The organism is Saccharothrix syringae (genome assembly GCF_009498035.1).
Lineage (GTDB): Bacteria > Actinomycetota > Actinomycetes > Mycobacteriales > Pseudonocardiaceae > Actinosynnema > Actinosynnema syringae.
In genome coordinates this window covers 1,318,168-1,336,515 of record NZ_CP034550.1, presented here as the reverse complement: position 1 = coordinate 1,336,515, position 18,348 = coordinate 1,318,168, and the positions used below count along the sequence as shown (strand labels likewise).

General features: G+C 71.6%; 13 protein-coding genes and 2 tRNA genes. 10 read left to right on the top strand and 5 right to left on the bottom strand.

Annotation, left to right across the window (positions count from 1 at the left end):
• Positions 1-70 precede the first annotated feature (70 nt).
• A complete protein-coding gene (locus EKG83_RS06280) occupies positions 71-1,492 on the top strand; it encodes a PH domain-containing protein (RefSeq protein ID WP_153278868.1) in 1,422 nt (473 codons plus the stop codon).
• Here the strand turns inward: EKG83_RS06280 and EKG83_RS06275 are convergent.
• Positions 1,489-2,496, bottom strand: coding sequence for a GlxA family transcriptional regulator (locus EKG83_RS06275; protein ID WP_228122519.1), 1,008 nt, complete (start codon positions 2,494-2,496; stop codon positions 1,489-1,491). The two genes, EKG83_RS06280 and EKG83_RS06275, sit on opposite strands and share 4 nt — an antisense overlap.
• Here EKG83_RS06275 and EKG83_RS06270 point away from each other — a divergent pair.
• The 4 genes from EKG83_RS06270 (at position 2,495) to EKG83_RS46750 (ending at position 6,351) form a co-directional block, all read left to right on the top strand.
• Complete coding sequence (locus tag EKG83_RS06270; RefSeq protein ID WP_194282997.1) at positions 2,495-3,829, top strand: MFS transporter; 1,335 nt, start codon at positions 2,495-2,497, stop codon at positions 3,827-3,829. The genes EKG83_RS06275 and EKG83_RS06270 overlap by 2 nt on opposite strands.
• A 69-nt stretch (positions 3,830-3,898) precedes the next feature.
• Entirely contained in the window at positions 3,899-4,510 is a 612-nt protein-coding gene (orn, locus tag EKG83_RS06265) for an oligoribonuclease (RefSeq protein ID WP_033427722.1), read from the top strand.
• Between the two features lie 63 nt (positions 4,511-4,573).
• Positions 4,574-4,649, top strand: a tRNA-His gene (locus EKG83_RS06260).
• Between the two features lie 70 nt (positions 4,650-4,719).
• Complete coding sequence (locus EKG83_RS46750; protein WP_033427723.1) at positions 4,720-6,351, top strand: ABC-F family ATP-binding cassette domain-containing protein; 1,632 nt, start codon at positions 4,720-4,722, stop codon at positions 6,349-6,351.
• Here the strand turns inward: EKG83_RS46750 and EKG83_RS06245 are convergent.
• Positions 6,348-7,484 (bottom strand): L,D-transpeptidase, encoded by a 1,137-nt coding sequence (locus EKG83_RS06245; RefSeq protein ID WP_322746633.1) that lies wholly within the window; start codon positions 7,482-7,484, stop codon positions 6,348-6,350. The two genes, EKG83_RS46750 and EKG83_RS06245, sit on opposite strands and share 4 nt — an antisense overlap.
• Positions 7,485-7,781: 297 nt before the next feature.
• Between EKG83_RS06245 and EKG83_RS06240 the strand changes: the two genes are divergently transcribed.
• Positions 7,782-7,854 (top strand) — tRNA-Lys (locus EKG83_RS06240).
• 504 nt (positions 7,855-8,358) lie between these two features.
• Here the strand turns inward: EKG83_RS06240 and EKG83_RS06235 are convergent.
• On the bottom strand, positions 8,359-11,376 hold the full coding sequence (locus tag EKG83_RS06235) for an AfsR/SARP family transcriptional regulator (RefSeq protein ID WP_033427725.1): 3,018 nt from the start codon (positions 11,374-11,376) through the stop codon (positions 8,359-8,361).
• A gap of 226 nt (positions 11,377-11,602) precedes the next feature.
• On the opposite strand from EKG83_RS06235, the gene EKG83_RS06230 reads away from it, so the two are divergent.
• Positions 11,603-12,772, top strand: a complete 1,170-nt coding sequence (locus EKG83_RS06230; protein WP_084715940.1) for an NADPH-dependent FMN reductase family protein — start codon at positions 11,603-11,605, stop codon at positions 12,770-12,772.
• A complete protein-coding gene (locus EKG83_RS06225; protein ID WP_153277910.1) occupies positions 12,769-13,197 on the top strand; it encodes a hypothetical protein in 429 nt (142 codons plus the stop codon). The genes EKG83_RS06230 and EKG83_RS06225 overlap by 4 nt, the downstream gene beginning before the upstream one ends.
• On the opposite strand, the gene EKG83_RS06220 is transcribed toward EKG83_RS06225, so the two are convergent.
• Positions 13,123-15,216 carry an ATP-binding protein gene (locus EKG83_RS06220; RefSeq protein ID WP_228122825.1) on the bottom strand — a complete coding sequence of 698 codons (2,094 nt, stop codon included), beginning with the start codon at positions 15,214-15,216 and terminating at the stop codon, positions 13,123-13,125. The genes EKG83_RS06225 and EKG83_RS06220 overlap by 75 nt on opposite strands.
• Before the next feature lie 487 nt (positions 15,217-15,703).
• Positions 15,704-16,348 carry a hypothetical protein gene (locus EKG83_RS06215; RefSeq protein WP_033427727.1) on the bottom strand — a complete coding sequence of 215 codons (645 nt, stop codon included), beginning with the start codon at positions 16,346-16,348 and terminating at the stop codon, positions 15,704-15,706.
• A gap of 90 nt (positions 16,349-16,438) precedes the next feature.
• Between EKG83_RS06215 and EKG83_RS06210 the strand changes: the two genes are divergently transcribed.
• Positions 16,439-17,554, top strand: coding sequence for a DUF2786 domain-containing protein (locus EKG83_RS06210; RefSeq protein WP_051764425.1), 1,116 nt, complete (start codon positions 16,439-16,441; stop codon positions 17,552-17,554).
• A gap of 48 nt (positions 17,555-17,602) precedes the next feature.
• Positions 17,603-18,319 (top strand): hypothetical protein, encoded by a 717-nt coding sequence (locus EKG83_RS06205; protein WP_033427728.1) that lies wholly within the window; start codon positions 17,603-17,605, stop codon positions 18,317-18,319.
• The last annotated feature ends 29 nt before the right edge of the window (positions 18,320-18,348 follow it).

Here is an 18,348-nt window from a genome sequence, read left to right as displayed (position 1 = left end):
GCCCGCCGACCTGCCCACCGCGCCGGAGTACGCGGAGCCGGTGGTCGACTGGCACCGGTTGGACGTGCGGATGGTCGTGGTGCGCCCGCTCAACGAGCTGGTCAACCTCGTGCCGCTGTTCGTCGGCCTGCTGGTGCTCGGCCGCGGTGAGACGTGGCGGCTGCTGACCAGCGCCGGCGTGGTCGTGCTGATCGTGCTGTTCGGCCTGCTGCGGTGGGTCACCACCCGGTACCGGATCACCGCCGAGCAGGTCGAGCTGCGCACCGGCCTGCTGGTGCGCAAGAGGCTGGCGGTGCCGCGCGACCGGGTCCGGACCGTGGACCTCACCGCCAAGCTCGGGCACCGGCTGTTCGGCCTGTCCGCGATCCGGGTCGGCACCGGGCAGCGCGACCAGCCCGGCGAGGACGGCCTGACCCTGGACGCGGTGTCCTCCGCCGAGGCCGACCGGCTGCGCGTGCTGCTGCTGACCGCCGTGCGGGCCGACGCGCCCGCCACCGCGCCCGAGGCCGAGCGGCCGGGCACCGTGCTGTCCGAATGGGACACCCGGTGGCTGCGCTACGCGCCGCTGACGCTCTCGGGCGTGGTCGCGGCCGGTGCGCTGTTCGGCTTCGTGGTGAACTTCGCGCGGGAGCTGGACCTGGAGGTCCTGGGCCCGATGACCGACGCCGCGCACTGGGTGGTGGAGCAGCCGCTGTGGGCGACCGTCGGGCTGTTCGCCGGCGTGGTGCTGGTGGTGGCGACCCTGGGTTCGGCGCTGGTCTACGTCGTGCAGTTCTGGGGCTACCGGCTGACCCGCGAGCCGGACGACACGGTGCGGGTCCGGCGCGGCCTGCTCACCACGCGCTCGGTTTCCGTTGACGGGCAACGGCTGCGCGGCGTGGAGCTGGTCGAGCCGCTGCTGCTGCGGGCGGGTCGGGGCGCGCACGCGAAGACCGTGACCACGGGCCTGGGCCGCAAGGGCGAGAGCAACCTGCTGCTGCCGCCCGCGCCGGCGGACGAGGCGCACCGGGTGTCCGCCGCCGTCCTGCGGCAGGGCGCCCCGCCGACGCGGACCCCGCTGCGCCGCCACCCCGCGGCCGCGCTGCGCCGCAGGCTGGTGCGCGCGGTGGTGCCGCTGCCGGTGCTCGCCGCGGGCCTGGCGTGGTGGGCGCCGGGCTGGACCTGGCCGCCGGTGCTGGCGCTGGTGCCGTTCGCCGCGCTGCTGGGCTGGGACCGGTACCGCAACCTGGGGCACGCGCTGACCGACCGCTACCTGGTGGCCCGCTCGGGCTCGCTGGTCCGCGAGACCGTCGCGCTCCAGCGCACCGGCGTGATCGGCTGGCGGGTGTCCCGCTCGTTCTTCCAGCGCCGCGCGGGCCTGGTCACGGTCACCGCCACCACCGCCGCGGGCGACGGCGCGTACTCCGTGGTGGACGTGGCCGAGGCGGACGGCCTGGCGCTGGCCGACGCGGCAGTGCCGGACCTGCTGCGGCCGTTCCTGGAGCGCGGCTAGCCCGCGGCCACCGGTTCGCCGCCCGGCCGGACCCGGTCGGCCGAGCGGAACGCGGTCCGGTAGGCGCTGGGCGGCACGCCGAGGGCGGCGCCCATCTGCTGCCGCAGCGCGGCGGCCGTGCCGAACCCGGCGTGCCTGGCCACCCGGTCGACGCTGAGGTCCGTGGTCTCCAGCAGGTGGCGCGCCCGTTCCACGCGCTGCCGGTGGAGCCACTTGACCGCGGTCATCCCGGTCTCCTCGTGGAACCGGCGGGTGAACGTGCGCACGCTCATCCGGGCGTGGTCGGCCAGCACCTTCAGGCTCAGCGGCTCCTCCAGGTGCTCCAGCGCCCACGCGCGGGTGGGCGCGGTGGAGGTGTCGGTCGGCCCCGGCACCGGGCGGACGATGTACTGGGACTGCCCGCCGGGCCGCCACGGCGGCACCACGCAGCGGCGGGCGGCCATGTTGGCGATGCGGCTGCCGAGGTCGTGGCGCACCACGTGCAGGCACAGGTCGATGCCCGCGCCGACGCCGGCCGAGGTGAGCACGTCGCCCTCGTCGACGAACAGCACGTCCGGGTCGAGGTCCACCCGCGGGAACAGGCGGCGGAAGTTGGCGGCGTGGGCCCAGTGCGTGGTGGCGCGGCGGCCGTCCAGCAGGCCGGCGGCGGCCAGCGCGAAGGCGCCCGTGCAGATCGACATCACCCGCGCGCCCCGCTCCGCCGCCGCGCGCAGGGCGTCGCGCACCGGGGCTTCGAGCACGCCGCGCTCCAGCAGCGCGTCCTGGTGCACGCCGGCCACGACGACCGTGTCGGCCTCGGCCAGCACCTCCAGGCCGTGGTCCGGGGTGACGGTGAACCCGGCCGAGCTGCGGACCGGGCGGGCGCCGGGCGTGCACACCCGGACCCGGTAGAAGCGCCGCTCCCGCTCGTCCCGCGCCGCGTTGAAGATCTGCGGCGGGGTGCCGAGGTCGAAGCCCACGACGTCGTCCAGCGCCAGCACGGCGACCAGGTGGCGGACATCCATGGCCGGATCTTTGCACATATTGGCTATCCGGCCACTGGCCGAGGGCCGCGCGGGCGGGGAGGCTCGCCCCGTGACGCGAAGCAGGCAGAACTGGGCGTGGGCGGTGGCGGGCGTGGCGTTCGTCGCGCTCGTCGGCGCGGCGGCGTTCCGGGCGACCCCGGGCGCCCTCATCGAACCCCTCCGGCGGGAGTTCGGCTGGTCCACCGGCACCATCGGGTTCGCCGTGTCGGTCAACCTGCTGCTGTTCGGCCTGACCGCGCCGTTCGCCGCCGCGCTGATGGAGCGCTTCGGCGTGCGCCGGGTGGTGGCCTCGGCGCTGACCCTGGTCGCGGTGGGCAGCGGGCTGACCGTGTTCATCACCTCGTCGTGGCAGCTCGTGCTGTGCTGGGGCGTGCTGGTCGGCCTGGGCACGGGCTCGATGGCGCTGGCGTTCGTCGCCACCATCACCGGCCGGTGGTTCGTCAAGCACCGCGGCCTGGTCACCGGCGTGCTCACCGCGGGCGGCGCGACGGGGCAGCTGGTGTTCCTGCCCGGCGTGGCCGCGCTGTCGGAGTCGTCGGGCTGGCGCTCGGCGTCGCTGCTGGTGTCCGCGGCGGCCCTGGCCGTGGTGCCGCTGGTGCTGTTCCTCCTCCGCGAGCACCCGGCCGACCTGGGCGTGCCGCCGTACGGGGGCACCGAGGTGGTGCCCGTGCCGGTCCCCGCCCGGGGCGCGGCGCGGCGGGCCGTCGGCGCGCTGACCGCCGCCGCCCGCACCGGCCCGTTCTGGTACCTGGCCGCCGGTTTCGCCATCTGCGGCGCCACCACCAACGGCCTGGTCGGCACGCACTTCATCCCCGCCGCGCACGACCACGGCATGCCCACCACCACCGCGGCGGGCCTGCTCGCGCTGGTGGGCGTGTTCGACATCGTCGGCACCGTGCTGTCGGGCTGGCTGACCGACCGCGTCGACTCGCGGGTGCTGCTCGCCGTGTACTACGCGCTGCGCGGCGCGTCGCTGCTGGTGCTGCCGCAGCTGTTCCACGACTCGGTGCACCCGTCGATGCTGGTGTTCATCGTCTTCTACGGCCTGGACTGGGTGGCGACCGTGCCGCCGACCGTCGCGCTGTGCCGGGAGGTGTTCGGCGCGTCCGCGCCCGTGGTGTTCGGCTGGGTCTTCGCCTCGCACCAGGTCGGCGCCGCGATCGCGGCCACCGCGGCGGGCCTGACCCGCGACCACTTCGGCGACTACGCGCCCACCTGGTACGCCGCCGGCGTGCTGAGCATCACCGCGGCGCTGTTGTCCATGAAGGTGCGCGCCAGGCGGGGGGTCGCGCCCGAACTCGCCCCGGCGTGATGAGATCGGTAGCTGGGCGCGCGGCCGACCCGACCGGCCCGGAACGATCAGGCGACTAGGGTTGACCTGGTGATGGATCGCCTGGTGTGGATCGACTGCGAGATGACCGGACTCGACCTCGGCAAGGACGCCCTGATCGAGATCGCGGCACTGGTGACCGACGCGGAGCTGAACGTGCTCGGCGAGGGGGTCGACGTGGTGATCCACGCCGACGACACCGTGCTCGACTCGATGCCGGACGTCGTGATGCAGATGCACGCCAAGTCGGGGCTCACCGAGGAGGTGCGGCGGTCGGCGGTGACGCTGGCCGACGCCGAGGCCCTGGTGCTCGACTACGTCAAGCAGTGGGTGCCGGACCCGCGCACCGCGCCGCTGGCGGGCAACTCCATCGCCACCGACCGCGGGTTCATCGCCCGCGACATGCCCGTGCTCGACGCGCACCTGCACTACCGGATGGTCGACGTGTCGTCGATCAAGGAGCTGTGCCGGCGCTGGTACCCGCGCATCTACTACGCGCAGCCGGGCAAGGGCCTGGCGCACCGCGCGCTCGCCGACATCCGCGAGTCCATCCGGGAGCTCGCGTACTACCGGCGCACCGCGTTCGTGCCGCAGCCGGGGCCCACCTCGGAGCAGGCGCAGGCCGTGGCCAGCGAACTCCTGGCCGCCGACCGCGTGGAATAGGCCCGATTTCAGGCCCGGCGGCAGGGGTGTGTATGCTTCAGGCCGCCGGGTCAACCGGTCTTGGTGGGTGTAGCTCAGCTGGCAGAGCACTGGGTTGTGATCCCAGGTGTCGCGGGTTCAAGTCCCGTCACTCACCCCAAGCGGACGCCCCTCGACTCCGGTCGGGGGGCGTCTTGTCGTTGTCCTGGTTTTCTTCGGGGGGAACTGCCGTGAGCGCCACACTCGTCGCGAAGGGGCTCGCCGCCGGGCACGGCGACCGGGTCCTGTTCTCCGACCTAGACCTCGTGGTCGCGCCCGGCGACGTGATCGGCCTGGTCGGGGCGAACGGCGCGGGCAAGTCCACGCTGCTGCGCACGCTGGCCGGGCTGCTGCCCGCCGAGGGCGGTGTGATCCGCCTCTCCCCCACCACGGCGACCATCGGGCACCTGCCGCAGGAGCCGGACCGGCGGCCGGGCGAGTCGGTGCGCGCGTTCCTGGCCCGCCGCACCGGCGTGGCGGCCGCGCAGGCGGAGCTGGACCGGGCCACCGAGGCGCTGGCCGCGGGCACCGACGAGGGCTACTCCGAGGCGCTGGAGCGGTGGCTCGGGCTCGGCGGCGCCGACCTGGAGGAGCGCTCCGCGGAGGTGGCCGCCGACCTGGGCCTGGCCGTGTCGCTGGACCAGCCGATGACCTCCCTGTCCGGCGGCCAGGCGGCCCGCGTCGGCCTGGCCTCGCTGCTGCTCAGCCGCTACGACGTGTTCCTGCTCGACGAGCCCACCAACGACCTGGACCTGGACGGCCTGGAGCGGCTGGAGCGGTTCGTGACCGGGCTGCGGGCCGGGACCGTGCTGGTGTCGCACGACCGGGAGTTCCTGGCGCGCACGGTGAACCGCGTGGTGGAGCTGGACCTGGCGCAGCAGCAGGTGCGCTCCTACGGCGGCGGCTACGAGGCGTACCTGGAGGAGCGCGAGGTCGCCCGCAGGCACGCCCGCGAGGAGTACGAGGAGTACGCGGCCACGCGCGCGTCGCTGGAGGACCGGGCCCGCACGCAGCGGGCGTGGATGGAGAAGGGCGTGAAGAACGCCCGCCGCAAGGCGCCGGACAACGACAAGATCGGGCGCAAGTTCCGCACCGAGGCGACCGAGAAGCAGGCCGCCAAGGCGCGGCAGACGGAGCGGCTGATCGAGCGGCTGGAGACCGTGGAGGAGCCCCGCAAGGAGTGGGAGCTGCGGATGGAGATCGCCGCGGCGCCGCGCTCGGGCGCGGTGGTGGCGGTGCTGCGGTCGGCCGTGGTGCGGCGCGGCGGGTTCGTGCTCGGACCGGTCGACCTCCAGGTCGACTGGGCGGACCGGATCGCCATCACCGGCGCGAACGGCGCGGGCAAGTCGACCCTGCTGGCCGCGCTGCTCGGGCGGGTGGCGCCGGAGTCCGGCTCGGCGTCGCTGGGTTCGGGCGTGGTGGTGGGCGAGGTCGACCAGGCGCGCGGGCTGTTCCTGGGCGAGGAGGCCCTGGTGGACGCGTTCGGCGCGGCCGTGCCGGACATGGCGCCCGCGGACGTGCGGACCCTGCTGGCCAAGTTCGGGCTCAAGGCGGCGCACGTGCTGCGGCCCGCCGCGTCGCTGTCACCCGGCGAGCGGACCCGGGCGGCGCTGGCGCTGCTCCAGGCGCGCGGGGTGAACCTGCTGGTGCTCGACGAGCCGACCAACCACCTGGACCTGCCCGCGATCGAGCAGCTGGAGTCGGCGCTGGAGTCCTACCGCGGGACGCTGCTGCTGGTCACGCACGACCGGCGGATGCTGGACGCGGTGCGCACGACCCGCCGCCTGGAGGTGGCGGCGGGTCGCGTGACCGACGTCGGCTAGCGGTTGCCCTTCACCCACTGCTCCCAGGGGACCTGCCAGTCGCCGAACCCGTCCCACGGCTGCAGCACCGGGCCGCCGGAGTTGGTGACCACCACGACGTCGCCGGGCTTGGCGTTGTCGAACACCCACTTGGCGTTCTCGGGCGAGAGGTTCAGGCAGCCGTGGCTGACGTTGCGGTACCCCTGGTCACCCACCGACCACGGCGCGCTGTGGAAGAAGATGCCGCTGTTGGACATGCGGACCGCCCAGTCCACCGGCGTGACGTAGCCGCCGGCGTCCAGGGACAGGCCGTAGGTGCGGGAGTCCATCACCATGTGGTCGTGCTTCTCGGTCAGCACGTAGGTGCCGACGGGGGTGGGGTTCTGCGCGTCGCCCATGGAGGTCGGCATGGTGCGCACGACCTGGCCGTTGACCTTGGTGACCACCTGGTGGCTCGCGCCGTCGGCCTCGTGGACGACGGCGTCGCCGATGGAGGCGGTGATGTGCCGGTCCTCCTCGCCGTAGACGCCGTTGCCGACGTGCTTGCCGTAGATCCGGGCGTCGATGGTGATCTTCGTGCCGGGCGTCCAGAAGTGCTGCGGGCGCCAGTGCACGGTGTCCTCGTCGAACCAGTAGAAGGCGCCCTCCACCTTCGGCTCGGTGGTGATGGAGATCATCGCCTCGGCCGCGGCCTTGTCGGCGACCGGCTCGTCGAAGTAGAAGGCCAGCGGCTGGCCGATGCCAACCACCTGGTCCTGCAGCGGGGTGATGGAGAGGAAGGTGAGCGTGCGCGGCTTGACCGTGGTGAAGGTCGAGGTCTTGGTGACCGACTGCCCGTCCGCGCCCGCGCCCGTCACCGCGAAGGTGTAGGTCTTGTCGTAGCCGAGGGGTTCGGTGCTGGTCCACTGGAGGCCGTCGGGGCTCAGCTGCCCGGCGACGACCTTGCCCTCGGCGTTGGTCAGCTTGACGTCGGTGATCTTCCCGTCCGCCGCCGTGGCGGTGACCGGCACCCCGGGCGGCACGTCGACCGCCGCGTCCGCCGTGGACGTGCTCAACGCCACCGGCTTGGGCGGCGGGGTGGAGGACGTGGAGGTGGACTCGGCCGCCCCGGCACCCCCGTCCCCGGCCGGACCGGAGGAGCAACTTGTGACCAAGGTCGCAACCAATCCGATCGCGACCAGCCCGAGCACTCCGCGCGTCCCCCGCTTGCGGTACATCCACACCCTCCAGTCGTCCCCGAGGCGCCGTTCCCCGTCGTCACTGCAGGACTTCGGCATCCCCTGACAAGGTGACGCCCAGAGGGTTGACGGTGTTGCCCGAGATGCTGGATCGTTACCTGGCGAAGTTCCCCCTGGCCGAGAACGCCGCACACCCGCGCTGACCAGGCGATTGGGAACCGGGTAGGACGCTGTGCTAATGTTCTCCACGTCGGACGGAGCAAGACAGTCCGAGCGCCGCTAGCTCAACTGGCAGAGCAGCTGACTCTTAATCAGCGGGTTCGGGGTTCGAGTCCCTGGCGGCGCACTCGATGCGAAGAGGGTCACCAACCGGTGGCCCTCTTTGTGTTGCACGCCCCTTTACACGAGGACTTCCTCGCCGGACGGGCGGGAGATGGCTCTCCCGCCCGCTTTCACGTCGGCGCCTCGCGCGTTCCGGTTCGGGTACTGCCGGGTCCGTCTAAGTCCTCTATCACTGATTGCTCCTTCGACTAGCCGATGCGCCCAGGCCAGCAGACGAAGAACTCCTCGCCCCCGCCGTTGACAACCTGAGTCGGATAAGTGGTCCGAACCGCGTCTTCGGGCCCTTCGGATGCGGACGCCGGCATCGCGGAGAACAACATCGCCCCCACCGCGAAGCCTGCCACGACTAGAACGTGAGTGCGACTCACGCTTACTCTACGCACGCGGTATTCCACCACAGACCGGTGGCCAAGACCCAACCGGGGTCCCCCGTTCTGGCGGTACCCGCAGTATGTTGCCGACAGTCGGCCCGTGATGGATAATTACCCTATTCCGGGAGCGCTCCCAGTCACTCTACAGTGAAGACATCACCTCCTTGGCCGCCTCCATCCGTCACCTCGAGTGACGTCGGATCCGTAGGATTGCCCCCTTTAGCCCCATTGGTCCTGGGCAGGGGGATGTCGCTTGGCGAACTTCTCAAGTTCGCCAAATGTTGAACCAAAGTCTCCACCTCGACTTGGTTCAGACCATTCAGAACCTCGACCGCCTGCGACCACCGGACCTCGGCTTCATGCAGCTCGCCCAAGGCGACAAGGGCATGCCCCCATATGTGCAATACATGTCCTTGGCGTTCACGGGCGTGCACGCCCGCCGTTGACGTGCAGAGCGCCACCGCCTGTTTCGCGTGGGCGATCGCCTCGTCGAACCTGCCGAGGTCGTACTCCACCTCGGTGATGGTCACGAGTGCTTCGCCGGCCCGGTCCCGGTCCCCGCCCGCGGGGTGGACCTCGAGCGCCTCCCGCAAGAGGCGCAGGGCCTCCTCGTGCTCACCCCGCTCGAACCTCAACCGGCCGATGTCGGTCAGGGTGCTCGCCACCCCTCTCGTGTGATTTATAGCGCGCCTTATCAACAGTGCCTGTTGATAAAAATCCAGAGCGAGGTCGTCGCGCTCGATCCTGCGATAGGCGTTGGCCAATTCGCTCAGCGCGTATGCCTCGCCGTCGCGGAAGCCGGAACGACGCACGGCCTCGAGGGTTTCGCGGTACAGCTCGATCGCGCTACCGACTTCCCCGATGGCCAACTGTATGCTGGCGAGGTTGTGGGCGCAGATCAGCTGTATCTCCTGGGCGCCGATCCGCTCGGCTATCTCTGCACCCGCCTTGAAGTGGTTCTGCGCCTCGTCGAATCGGCACAACCGGTACAGCACCATTCCGATGTTGCTGTGGGTCCCGCTCAGCGCTTCCTGGTCGTCCAACACCGCGGCGGCTTTCAGCGCCGCCCGATGACTGGCGAGAACATCCTCATAGCGACCGGACCGGTCGTACGCCTCGTGGAAATTGGCCGACAGCCGCCACGCGTGTCCGTGGAAGCCGTGGCGGACCGCCTGCGGAACCGCCGCCGTCAAATTGGCCCGCTCCTGGGTCAGCCATTTCAGCGCCTCGGTCTGGTCGGCCGGCGATATCGCGTTCGAGGACATGCCGGGCAGCGGCGGAACCGGTGACGTCTGCGGGTCCAGCATGTGAGCGGCGACACCGGAAGAAGCCAGGTACCAGTCGAGCAAGCGCGTCATCGCGTCCGCGCGGACCCGGGTGGGTTCGTCGCGACGCACCAGCAGCAGGGCGAAGCCGTGCAGCGTGTCGTGCAACCGGAACCGACGGGGCGCGTTGCCGTGGTCGAGCAGGTTCGTCCGGACGAGCACACCGAGGTGGGCGCTCACGACTTCCTCCGGTGCGCCGAGGAGGGCCACCGCGGCGTCAAGCCCGAACTCGGCGGTGGGGTTGAGCCCCAGCAGGCGGAACGTGTGGGCGATCTCCTCCGGCAGGTCGCGGAATGACCACGAGAACGCCACGGGCAGCGTCACGCTGTCGTCGTCGCTGTCGTGCACCGCACCGAGGACGCCAAGCCCTTCCTGGTCCCGGAACTCCTCGACGAGTTCCGAGATCGAGGTGCCCGGCCGGTGGGCGACCTGCTGCGCGATGATCCGCAACCCCAGCGGCAGGCCGTCGACCAGGTCGGCGAGGTCCCGCAGCGCGTCCGGTTCCCGATCGGCCCGGGCGTACCCGATCTCCTTGCGCAGGAGGAAGAGCGATTCGGCCCTGGAGAGCGGTGGCACGGCCTTGAGGTCCACGTGGTCGCGCACGCCCAAGCCCACCAGGCGCGTGCGGCTGGTGATGATCGTGAAGCAGTTGGCGGTGGCGGCGAGCACCGGCCGCACCTGCCTGCTGTCGTAGGCGTCGTCGAGCAGGATGAGCATCCTGCGGTTGGCGAGGACCCGGCGGAGCTCGGACTGCCGCTCATCGCCGGTGGCGGGTATTCGCTCGGCGCCGAGCGACTTCAGCAGGAACGCCAATACGTCGTCCGCCGCGACCGGCGTGCCGGGGCTGTGCCCGCGCAGCTCCAGGTACAGGTTCCCGTCCGGGAATCGGTCGAGGTGCCGCGCGGCCCACTTGAGCGCGAGCTGGCTCTTCCCGACGCTCGGCATCCCGTGCAGTGCGACCACCTGTCCCCGGCCGTCCTGGTCGAGCAGCGCGTCGAGGTCGGCGAGCAGGTCTCCCCGGCCGATGAAGTTGCGGGCCGGTGCCGGCACCTGGTGCGGCGGGGCAGCCTCCTGAGCCGCGGAGTCCGCCTGCTTGTGCAGGGCCGACTTGTAGAGGTGGCGCAGCTCGGGCCCGGGCTCGGCGCCGACGTGCTCGAACAAGCGGCGGCAGAACGCGGCGTAGAAGTCCAGTGCGGCGGCATAGCGCCCCAGGGCTTCCAGAGAGCGCATGTACAGGGCGGCGAACACCTCGTCGGGGGCCTGGGTCTCGACCAGCCTGCCCGCCTCCGCCATCACCTCCAGGTGCTCGCCGAGCTGGTGCTGGCTGTCCAGCAGGGCGTGGAAGGCTGGCAGCCGGTCGAACGTCTCCATCTGATCCCGACACCGGTCCGCCCAGCTGCCCTCCAGCTCTTGGAGCGGTCGACCGCTCCACAGCGACAACGCTTTGCGCAGGCATGTTTTAGCGGTTTGGTGATCACCACGTCCGGCCGCCATTCGACCCTCTTCCGCCAATTTGCGGAAACGGTGGTAGTCGATCACCTCGGCCTGGTCCAGCACGAGCCGGTAGGCATTGCCCTCCTTCGTGATGGAGGCCCCTGTCCCAGATTTGGCCAGAATTGCGCGGAGCTTGCTGACGATCGGCTGCAGACTGCGCCTGACCTGCTCGGACGTGCTGTTCGGCCAGAGCACGTGCGCCATGGTGTCCACCTGGACGTGCCCTGGGAAGTAGTACAGCAGCAATGCCATCACACCACGGTGCTTGGCTGGCCCCAAATCGTAATCTTTCCCGTCGACGTGTAATCGGGTCTTGCCGATGATCTTGAACTCCACCAGCGCCACCTTTCGCTGGCCCCCCGGCCCTTGTACGCATTGTGCTTCATCGACCCCACTCCCGGACCCACCTTTGCCGGTTTTTAGTCCGAATTGAGGAAGCCGGAGGAGGGCGATCAGTCGGTGCAAGCGGACTGCAAGTCGCCGGCAAGCCGGGGCGCGACCCTCTTCCCAGGGTCGGGCGAGCGAGGGGGAGTGGATGACGAGGAGTTGGGAGTGGCCGCGGGTGCCGATCGGGCTGGACGCCCCGCGGTGGGTCAGCCGTGCCGGTTGCCTGTCGGTGCTCGCCGTCGTGCACACGGTGACGAGTGGTCAACGCCTGCTGGAGGCGGTCGAGCTGATCGAGACGGACACGCGGGTCCAAGTGGTCTTCACCGCGGCACCCGATGCCTTCAGCAACGGCGTCGACGACTTCCTGCGGTCCACCGGCGGCATCGTGCTGCCGTGGGAGCTGGTGGTCAGGGAGAAGTTCGACCTCGCCATCGCGGCCGCGTACGGCAGTCTGCACGAACTGCACGCACCGCTGGCGGTCATGCCGCACGGGGCCGGCTACGGCAAGTCCTTCCAAGCCGGCGGCGAGCCGGTGGCCTACGGACTCGACAGCCAGCGGTTGGTGCACAACGGCCGCGTGCTGGTGAACGCACTGGTCCTGGCTCACGACGACGAGCGGGAGGTGCTGCGCCGGCAGTGCCCGCAGGCGCTGGACGTGGCCGTGGTGGCGGGTGATCCCTGCCACGACCGGTTGGTCGCGAGCCTCCCCCACCGCGAGCTGTACCGGGCCGCCCTGGGTGTCGGCCCAGCCGAGCGAGTCGTGGTGGTGAGCTCCACGTGGGGGCTCGACTCGCTGTTCGCCAGGTTCGAGGACCTGCTGCCGCGGCTGCTGGAGGAGTTGACCCCGGAGGGCTTCCGGGTGGTCACCCTGGTGCACCCGGCGGCGTGGTTCGGACACGGCAAGCGTCAGGTCGACGCCTGGCTGGCCGAGTGCCGGGATGCGGGGTTGATCGTGGTCGGCCCGCACGCGGATTGGCGGGCCGCCCTGGTCGCCGCTGATTACGTGATGGCCGACCACGGATCGGTCGGTGTCTACGCGGCTGCCGTCGAACGTCCCGTGGTGCTCGTCGACGCACCGGTTCGGGCGACGACCAGCAGGGGGTCCGCGCAGGAACTGCTGCAGCAGCATGCACCGCGTTTCGATCCGGAGGTACCCGTGCGCCGGCAGCTGGAAGCGGCGGCGGCGCGCGCTCCGGAGTTGAACCGGCTCATACGTCCCCGGTTAACCTCACGCCCCGGCCAGGCGTCCGCCGAGCTCCGCCGGGTCATGTACCGGTTGCTGGGCGTCTCCGAGCCGGGTCGGCACCGCGCCGTACCACCCGCTTCCCCGGAAGGACTGTCATGACCGAACCCGTGGTGCGTTGGACAGCGGGACCGGACGGCTTGGCCGATGTGGTCGTGCGCCCGACGTCCGACGTGGAGGTGGCGCACTGGACTGCGGAGCTGCTGCTGCACGACAACCCGTTCGCCGCCCTGGCCGTGGTGGTGTCCGCGGAACGGCTGGTCGCGCGGACGGAGTCCGGCCAGGTGGTCGAGCTGACGCCCGCAGCGCTCGACGCCCCCTGCCTCGACGTAGAGGCAGTCGTGCGCTCCGCGGCCCACTCCCTGTACGCGTGGCACTCGGCGCGGCTCGACCTGAGGGCGCTGCGGCGGCGCGGCCTGCCCGTCTGGTGCGCGCCCCACCGCGGAAGCCGGTCAGCTGTCGCGTGCGGGTGGCTCGTGGTCGCCGTCCGTTCCCCGCAGTCGCCGGGCGACCTCGGCCGCCTTTGACGACCGGATCTCGGTGTAGAGCCGCAGCGCCTGCTCCCAGTGCTCTGCGGCTCGCCCGGGGTCGGCCTGCCGTTCCGCGGTCTCGGCCATCACCTGGTGCACTTCGGCCATGCCCTGCTTGGAGCCGAGCGCCCTCATGGCGTCCAGCGCGTCACGGGCCGTGCGGTCCGCTCGTACCAGGTCGTCGGTGCGCAGGTGTACCTCGGCCTGCGCCGCGACCACCCGCGCCCGGTTGTAGGGATCCGGTGGGTCGAAGTCGTCGAACAGCTCCACGGCCTCCACCAGCGCGGCGCCCGCATCGTCACCGCGTCCCGACCTGGCGAGCACCTTGCCGAGGTTGATCAGGACCAGCCCCAGGCTCCGGTCGGCACCCAGCTCGCGATTGACCCGCGCCAGCTCCCCGAACAGCTCGACCGCCTCGGCCAGCTCGCCCCTGGCGACGTGCAGGAGCGCCAACGCCTCCCGCGCATCGGCCGCTCCACGCCGGTCGCCGGTTTCCTCGGCGATCGCGGCGGACGTCCGCAGGTGCCCGCCCGCCTCGTCGAACCGGCCGAGCGTCGTGCACACCATGCCCAACCGCTTGAACATGTCGGCCTCGGCGAACCGGTTGCCCCACCTCCGTGCCGCCTCGATCCCCAACTGGTCGATCACCAGTCGGTCGCGGTAGTGCTTGTGGTGCAGGAACAGCGGCCAGAGCACGTCCGACAAGTGCCACGCCAGCTCCCACCAGCCGTGCTCCGCCGCCACCCGAGCACAGGAGACGAGGTTCCGCCGCTCCTCTTCCAACCAGGACAGGGCGGACTCGCGGTCGGTGAACTCCAGCGGGTCCTCCGGCGGTACCGCGAACTCGTGGGGAAGCCTGCGCCGATGCGGGGTGACCACCAGGTCGGCCGCCATCGCGCCGCGGAGGTACCACTCGACCATGCGGCGCACCGCGCGTTCCGCCTCGTCGGTTCCCTCCTCGTCCGCCTTGCTCCGGGCGTGCAACCGCAGGAGGTCGTGGAACCTGTAACGGCTCTCCCCGACCGACTCGACCAGGCTTCCGTCCACCAGTTCCTCCAGCAACTCGTGCGAGTCGGCACCGAGCACGGCCGCGGCCACCAGGGCTCCGAACTCCTGACCGGGGTGCAGCGCGAGCCGTCGGTAGAGCATCGCCGCAGTCGGTCGAAGCGCCCGGTAAGACAGGTCGAACGTCGTTTGCACCGACAACTCGGGAGCGGACAGCCGCGCCAGGCGACGCCGCTCGTCGCTCAGCTCGGTCAGGACCTTCTGCACCGACCACTTCGGCCGGGTGGCGAGTCGCGCGGCGGCCACGCGGACCGCGATGGGCAACCCGCCGCACATGCCCACGAGCGCTTCGGCCCGGTCCGGCTCGTCGTCCACCCGTCGCCCCACCACCTTGGCCAACAACTGGATGGCGGATGCCTTGGCCAGCGGACCGACATCGACCAACTGCGCTCCCTCCGCCACCAGGCCGGTCAACCGGTTGCGGCTGGTCACCAGGACCGCGCTGGAGGGTGAATTGGGTGCGAGCGGTCGTACCTGGGCGGCCGAGTAGGCGTTGTCGAGCAGGACCAGCAGCTTCTTGTCGGCCGTGAGGGAGCGGTAGAGCGCGGCCTGCTCGGCGATATTCACCGGCACCTGCTCCGCCGGGACACCGAGACTGCGCAGGAACAGGCCCAAGGCTTCCTCCGGGGCCACTGGGGTGCTCCCGCTGAAGCCCGCGAGGTCCACGTAGAGCTGACCGTCGGTGAACAGGTCGCGCACCTTGTGCGCCCACTCCAGCGCCAGTGCGGTCTTGCCGATACCCCCCGGACCACTCAGCACGGCGAACGTGCGCGTCGCGTTGCGTTGGCTCGCTTCGAGCACCTGATCCAATTCGCCCAACTCGTCGAGTCGATCAGTAAAATGCATGGGCGCAGCCAACAATTGTCGAGGGACCGGCGATGTCTTGGGTCCATTGTGGAAAGCAACACCACCGTGCACGACACCGACCTGGACCACCGCACCCGCCGTCACACCGGACAACGCGTTATCCGCTGCGACTCGCCCCTCCGACCCTTCTCCCGATCGCGACATCCCCACCCCCACTGGCGTGTCGACTCGACCAACACGACCGTACGGTATGGGAACGGTCATCTCATATTGCCCTATTGAGCGAACCGGTTCGGCATTCGGACCAACGGTACACGTGATGTCGCTCACGAGATTGCTAATTGATTTTGCACCCAACCGACCACGAGATCCGTTCACCGAGTTCTCGGTGACCGGGTTCACCGCGGGGCCTCGTCCACGTGACCCCTCATCGGCGGCCTCATCCGCGATGCCCCGTCGCCACTGCCGCGCGTCCCGAATTTGAACGGCCGTGGCGCTGCGGCCGCCCTGAACCGATCAACTGGACCGCACACCACGTCGAGCCCGCTCGCTCCGCGTTCGAGCGGCGCCGGGGACCCGCATCGCTGACCCGGCATGGTGAGCGAGACGTTCCAGGGCATTCGACGCGGCTTCAGCCGAACGCCAGCGCGATCCGGCGGCGGGCCAGCAGCCGGGTCCGCCGCACGTCGCCGCCCACGTCCACGGCGCCGCGGTCCAACCGGTCGTAGGACTTGGCCAGCAGCCAGTGGGCGGCGTCGGCCGCGATGCGGGTCAGCCGGCCGTGGCGGGCCAGCCGCTGCCGGGCGGTGTCGACGTCGCGCGTCACGAACGCCCGGCGCACCGCGCCGCCGGCCAGCTCGTCGATCAGGAACACCATCGCGTGCGCCTGCTCGGCGAACCGGTAGGCGCAGATCAGCACCAGGTAGCCGGCGTCGAGCGAGCGGTCGCAGATCCACGCGTCGCCGACCGCCAGGGCGGGTCCCACGGGCACCGCGGCGTTGGCCGCCCACTCGCGCGGCCGACCGGTGAGCACGGCGGCGAGCACGCGCAGCAGGGTGTGGTGCCGGGCGCCGGGCACCGACACGGCGTGCTCGATCAGGCCCGCCCAGAACTCCTCGTCCGGCCGCACGTCGGCGACCGCGCCGCTGACCACCAGCTCCAGCTCCAGCGGGTCGGCCACCCGCGACAGGGCGCGGCAGCGGCGCACGACGGCCCGCTGCGCCGGGCTCAGTCGCGTCCCCTGTGGACGGTGCACCACCGTCGGCTTCCGGCTCACGGCGCGAGGCTGGCACGTCCGGCGGCACCGGGGCGCGCAACGCGCACCGCGCGCGGCGACACCACACCCGAAAGGGGACAATCGGCGGTCGTGGACAACCTGCGCGAGGCGCTGTGGCGGGCCGCGACCAACCGTCGTGCCAGGCCGCCGCGCACCTCCTCCCTGCCCGCGGCCGAAGTGGACGACGCGGTGCGGGCGGTGCTCGGGCGCGCCTTCGAGCACCTGTGGGAGCACGGTTGGCTGCCTTACGACGTGTACGAGGTGGTGCGGCGCAACGCGGACGAGAGCGCGCTGTCGTTCCTGGTGGACTCGTTGGCCCTGGAGGCGTCCCGCCACCGGGTCCTGCACCCGCGGTGGCGGGAGCAGCTGGCGGAGATCGGGGCGGAGGTCTGGTGGGAGGCCGGCGCGCCGCTGGTGGACGAGTGGGCGCGCAGGCACATCGAGCTGCGCGACGACGCCGTGGCGGCCGCGGTGGCGGTGCTGCGGGTGCTGGTCGCGCTGCCGGGGCTGCCGGTGATCGTGCCGAAGCCCGGCACGCCGCTGGCCGACCTCGCCCACCACAACGTCGACCCGAAGGTGCTCAACCGGGTGCGCGGGCTGCTGGCCAAGGCCGAGTCGACGCCGTACGCGGAGGAGGCGGAGGCGTTGTCGGCCAAGGCGCAGGAGCTGGTCACGCGGCACGCGCTGGAGCGGATGCCGGTCGAGGCGCCGACCACGACGTCGCGCAGGCTGTGGCTGGACAAGCGGTACTTCGACGGCAAGGCGCAGGTCGTGCACGTGGTGGCCGAGGCCAACCGGTGCCGCGCCGTGGTGTACGACCTGGGGTTCGTGGCGCTGGTCGGCGAGGAGCTCGACCTGGAGATCGTCGAGCTGCTGTCGGCGTCGCTGCTGGTCCAGGCGACGCGGGCGATGGTGGCGGCGGGCGAGCGGGCGGGCAAGAGCTCCGAGGAGCGGTCACTGGCCTTCCGCAAGTCGTTCCTGCTGTCCTACGCGCACCGGATCGGGGAACGGCTGCGCGCGGCGAACGAGGTGCCCGAGGACGACGACCGGCTGCTGCCCGTGCTGGCCGCGCGGCGGAAGGCCGTGGACGAGTACTTCGGCGCGATGTTCACGCGCACGGTCGCCAAGTCGACCGCGGTGCGCAGCGCCGCGGGCTGGGACGCGGGGCGCACGGCGGCCGACCGCGCCGACCTGTCCCTGGGCTGACCTGCGCTTCCACCGGAACTGTCGGTGTTCGTCCGTACCCTCGGCGTCATGACCACGGCACTGGACGTGCGCCGGTTGTTCAACGTGACGCAGGAGACGAGGTACCGGTTCAACGGCTGGTACCGCGGGCGCGGCCGGGTCGTGGAGCAGGTGATGGCGCACGAGGCCGACGCGGTCCTGCGGGTGACCGCCGAGGAGGTCGAGGCCGCCTGCCGCAGCGCGCCCGCGCCCAGTCCGGCGGAGGTGCCGGGGGTGCGGGGCTGGCGGCCGGACGTGCCGTTCACCGTGGTGGCGCACCACGTGGTGGAGGCGTCGGGCCGATTACCCGACTGGCCGGCGTTCCGCGGTTCCTGCGCGTCCGACGAGCGGGCGCGGGAGATGCTGTGGACGCCGGCCCGCGAGGTCGTGGCCGGGGCCGGGCGCGCGGCGCGGGTGGCGCTGCGCGACCGGGTCGTGCGCGACTACCTCGCGTTCCTGCGCGACACCTACGTCCTGGCGGTGCTGCGCGGGCACGGGCTGGACGTGCGCGTGCACCCGTTGGCGGACGTGGTGTTCGAGGTCGACGCCTGGGTGGACCGGCTGGTGCTCAACCCGCGCGGCGGCCCGCAGCGGTCGGCGGACCTGCTCGTGCACGCCATGCCGCCGTTCTTCTTCGCCGACCTCGGGATCACCCGGTTCACCAGGGTGGGCCCCGTGCCGCTGCCGGCGCGCGACCAGCTCGACCGGGCGGCGCGGAGGCTGCGGGACGTGCTGCACCCCGGGTGAGCCATCATGGCCCGGTGCCGAACCTGGAG

Coding starts and splice junctions, on each gene's coding strand:
- EKG83_RS06225 (WP_153277910.1), top strand. CDS start 12,769: ATGACCGAACCCGTGGTGCGTTGGACAGCGGGACCGGACGGCTTGGCC.
- EKG83_RS06280 (WP_153278868.1), top strand. CDS start 71: ATGGTCGTGGTGCGCCCGCTCAACGAGCTGGTCAACCTCGTGCCGCTG.
- EKG83_RS06205 (WP_033427728.1), top strand. CDS start 17,603: ATGACCACGGCACTGGACGTGCGCCGGTTGTTCAACGTGACGCAGGAG.
- EKG83_RS06275 (WP_228122519.1), bottom strand. CDS start 2,496: ATGGATGTCCGCCACCTGGTCGCCGTGCTGGCGCTGGACGACGTCGTG.
- EKG83_RS06270 (WP_194282997.1), top strand. CDS start 2,495: ATGGCCGGATCTTTGCACATATTGGCTATCCGGCCACTGGCCGAGGGC.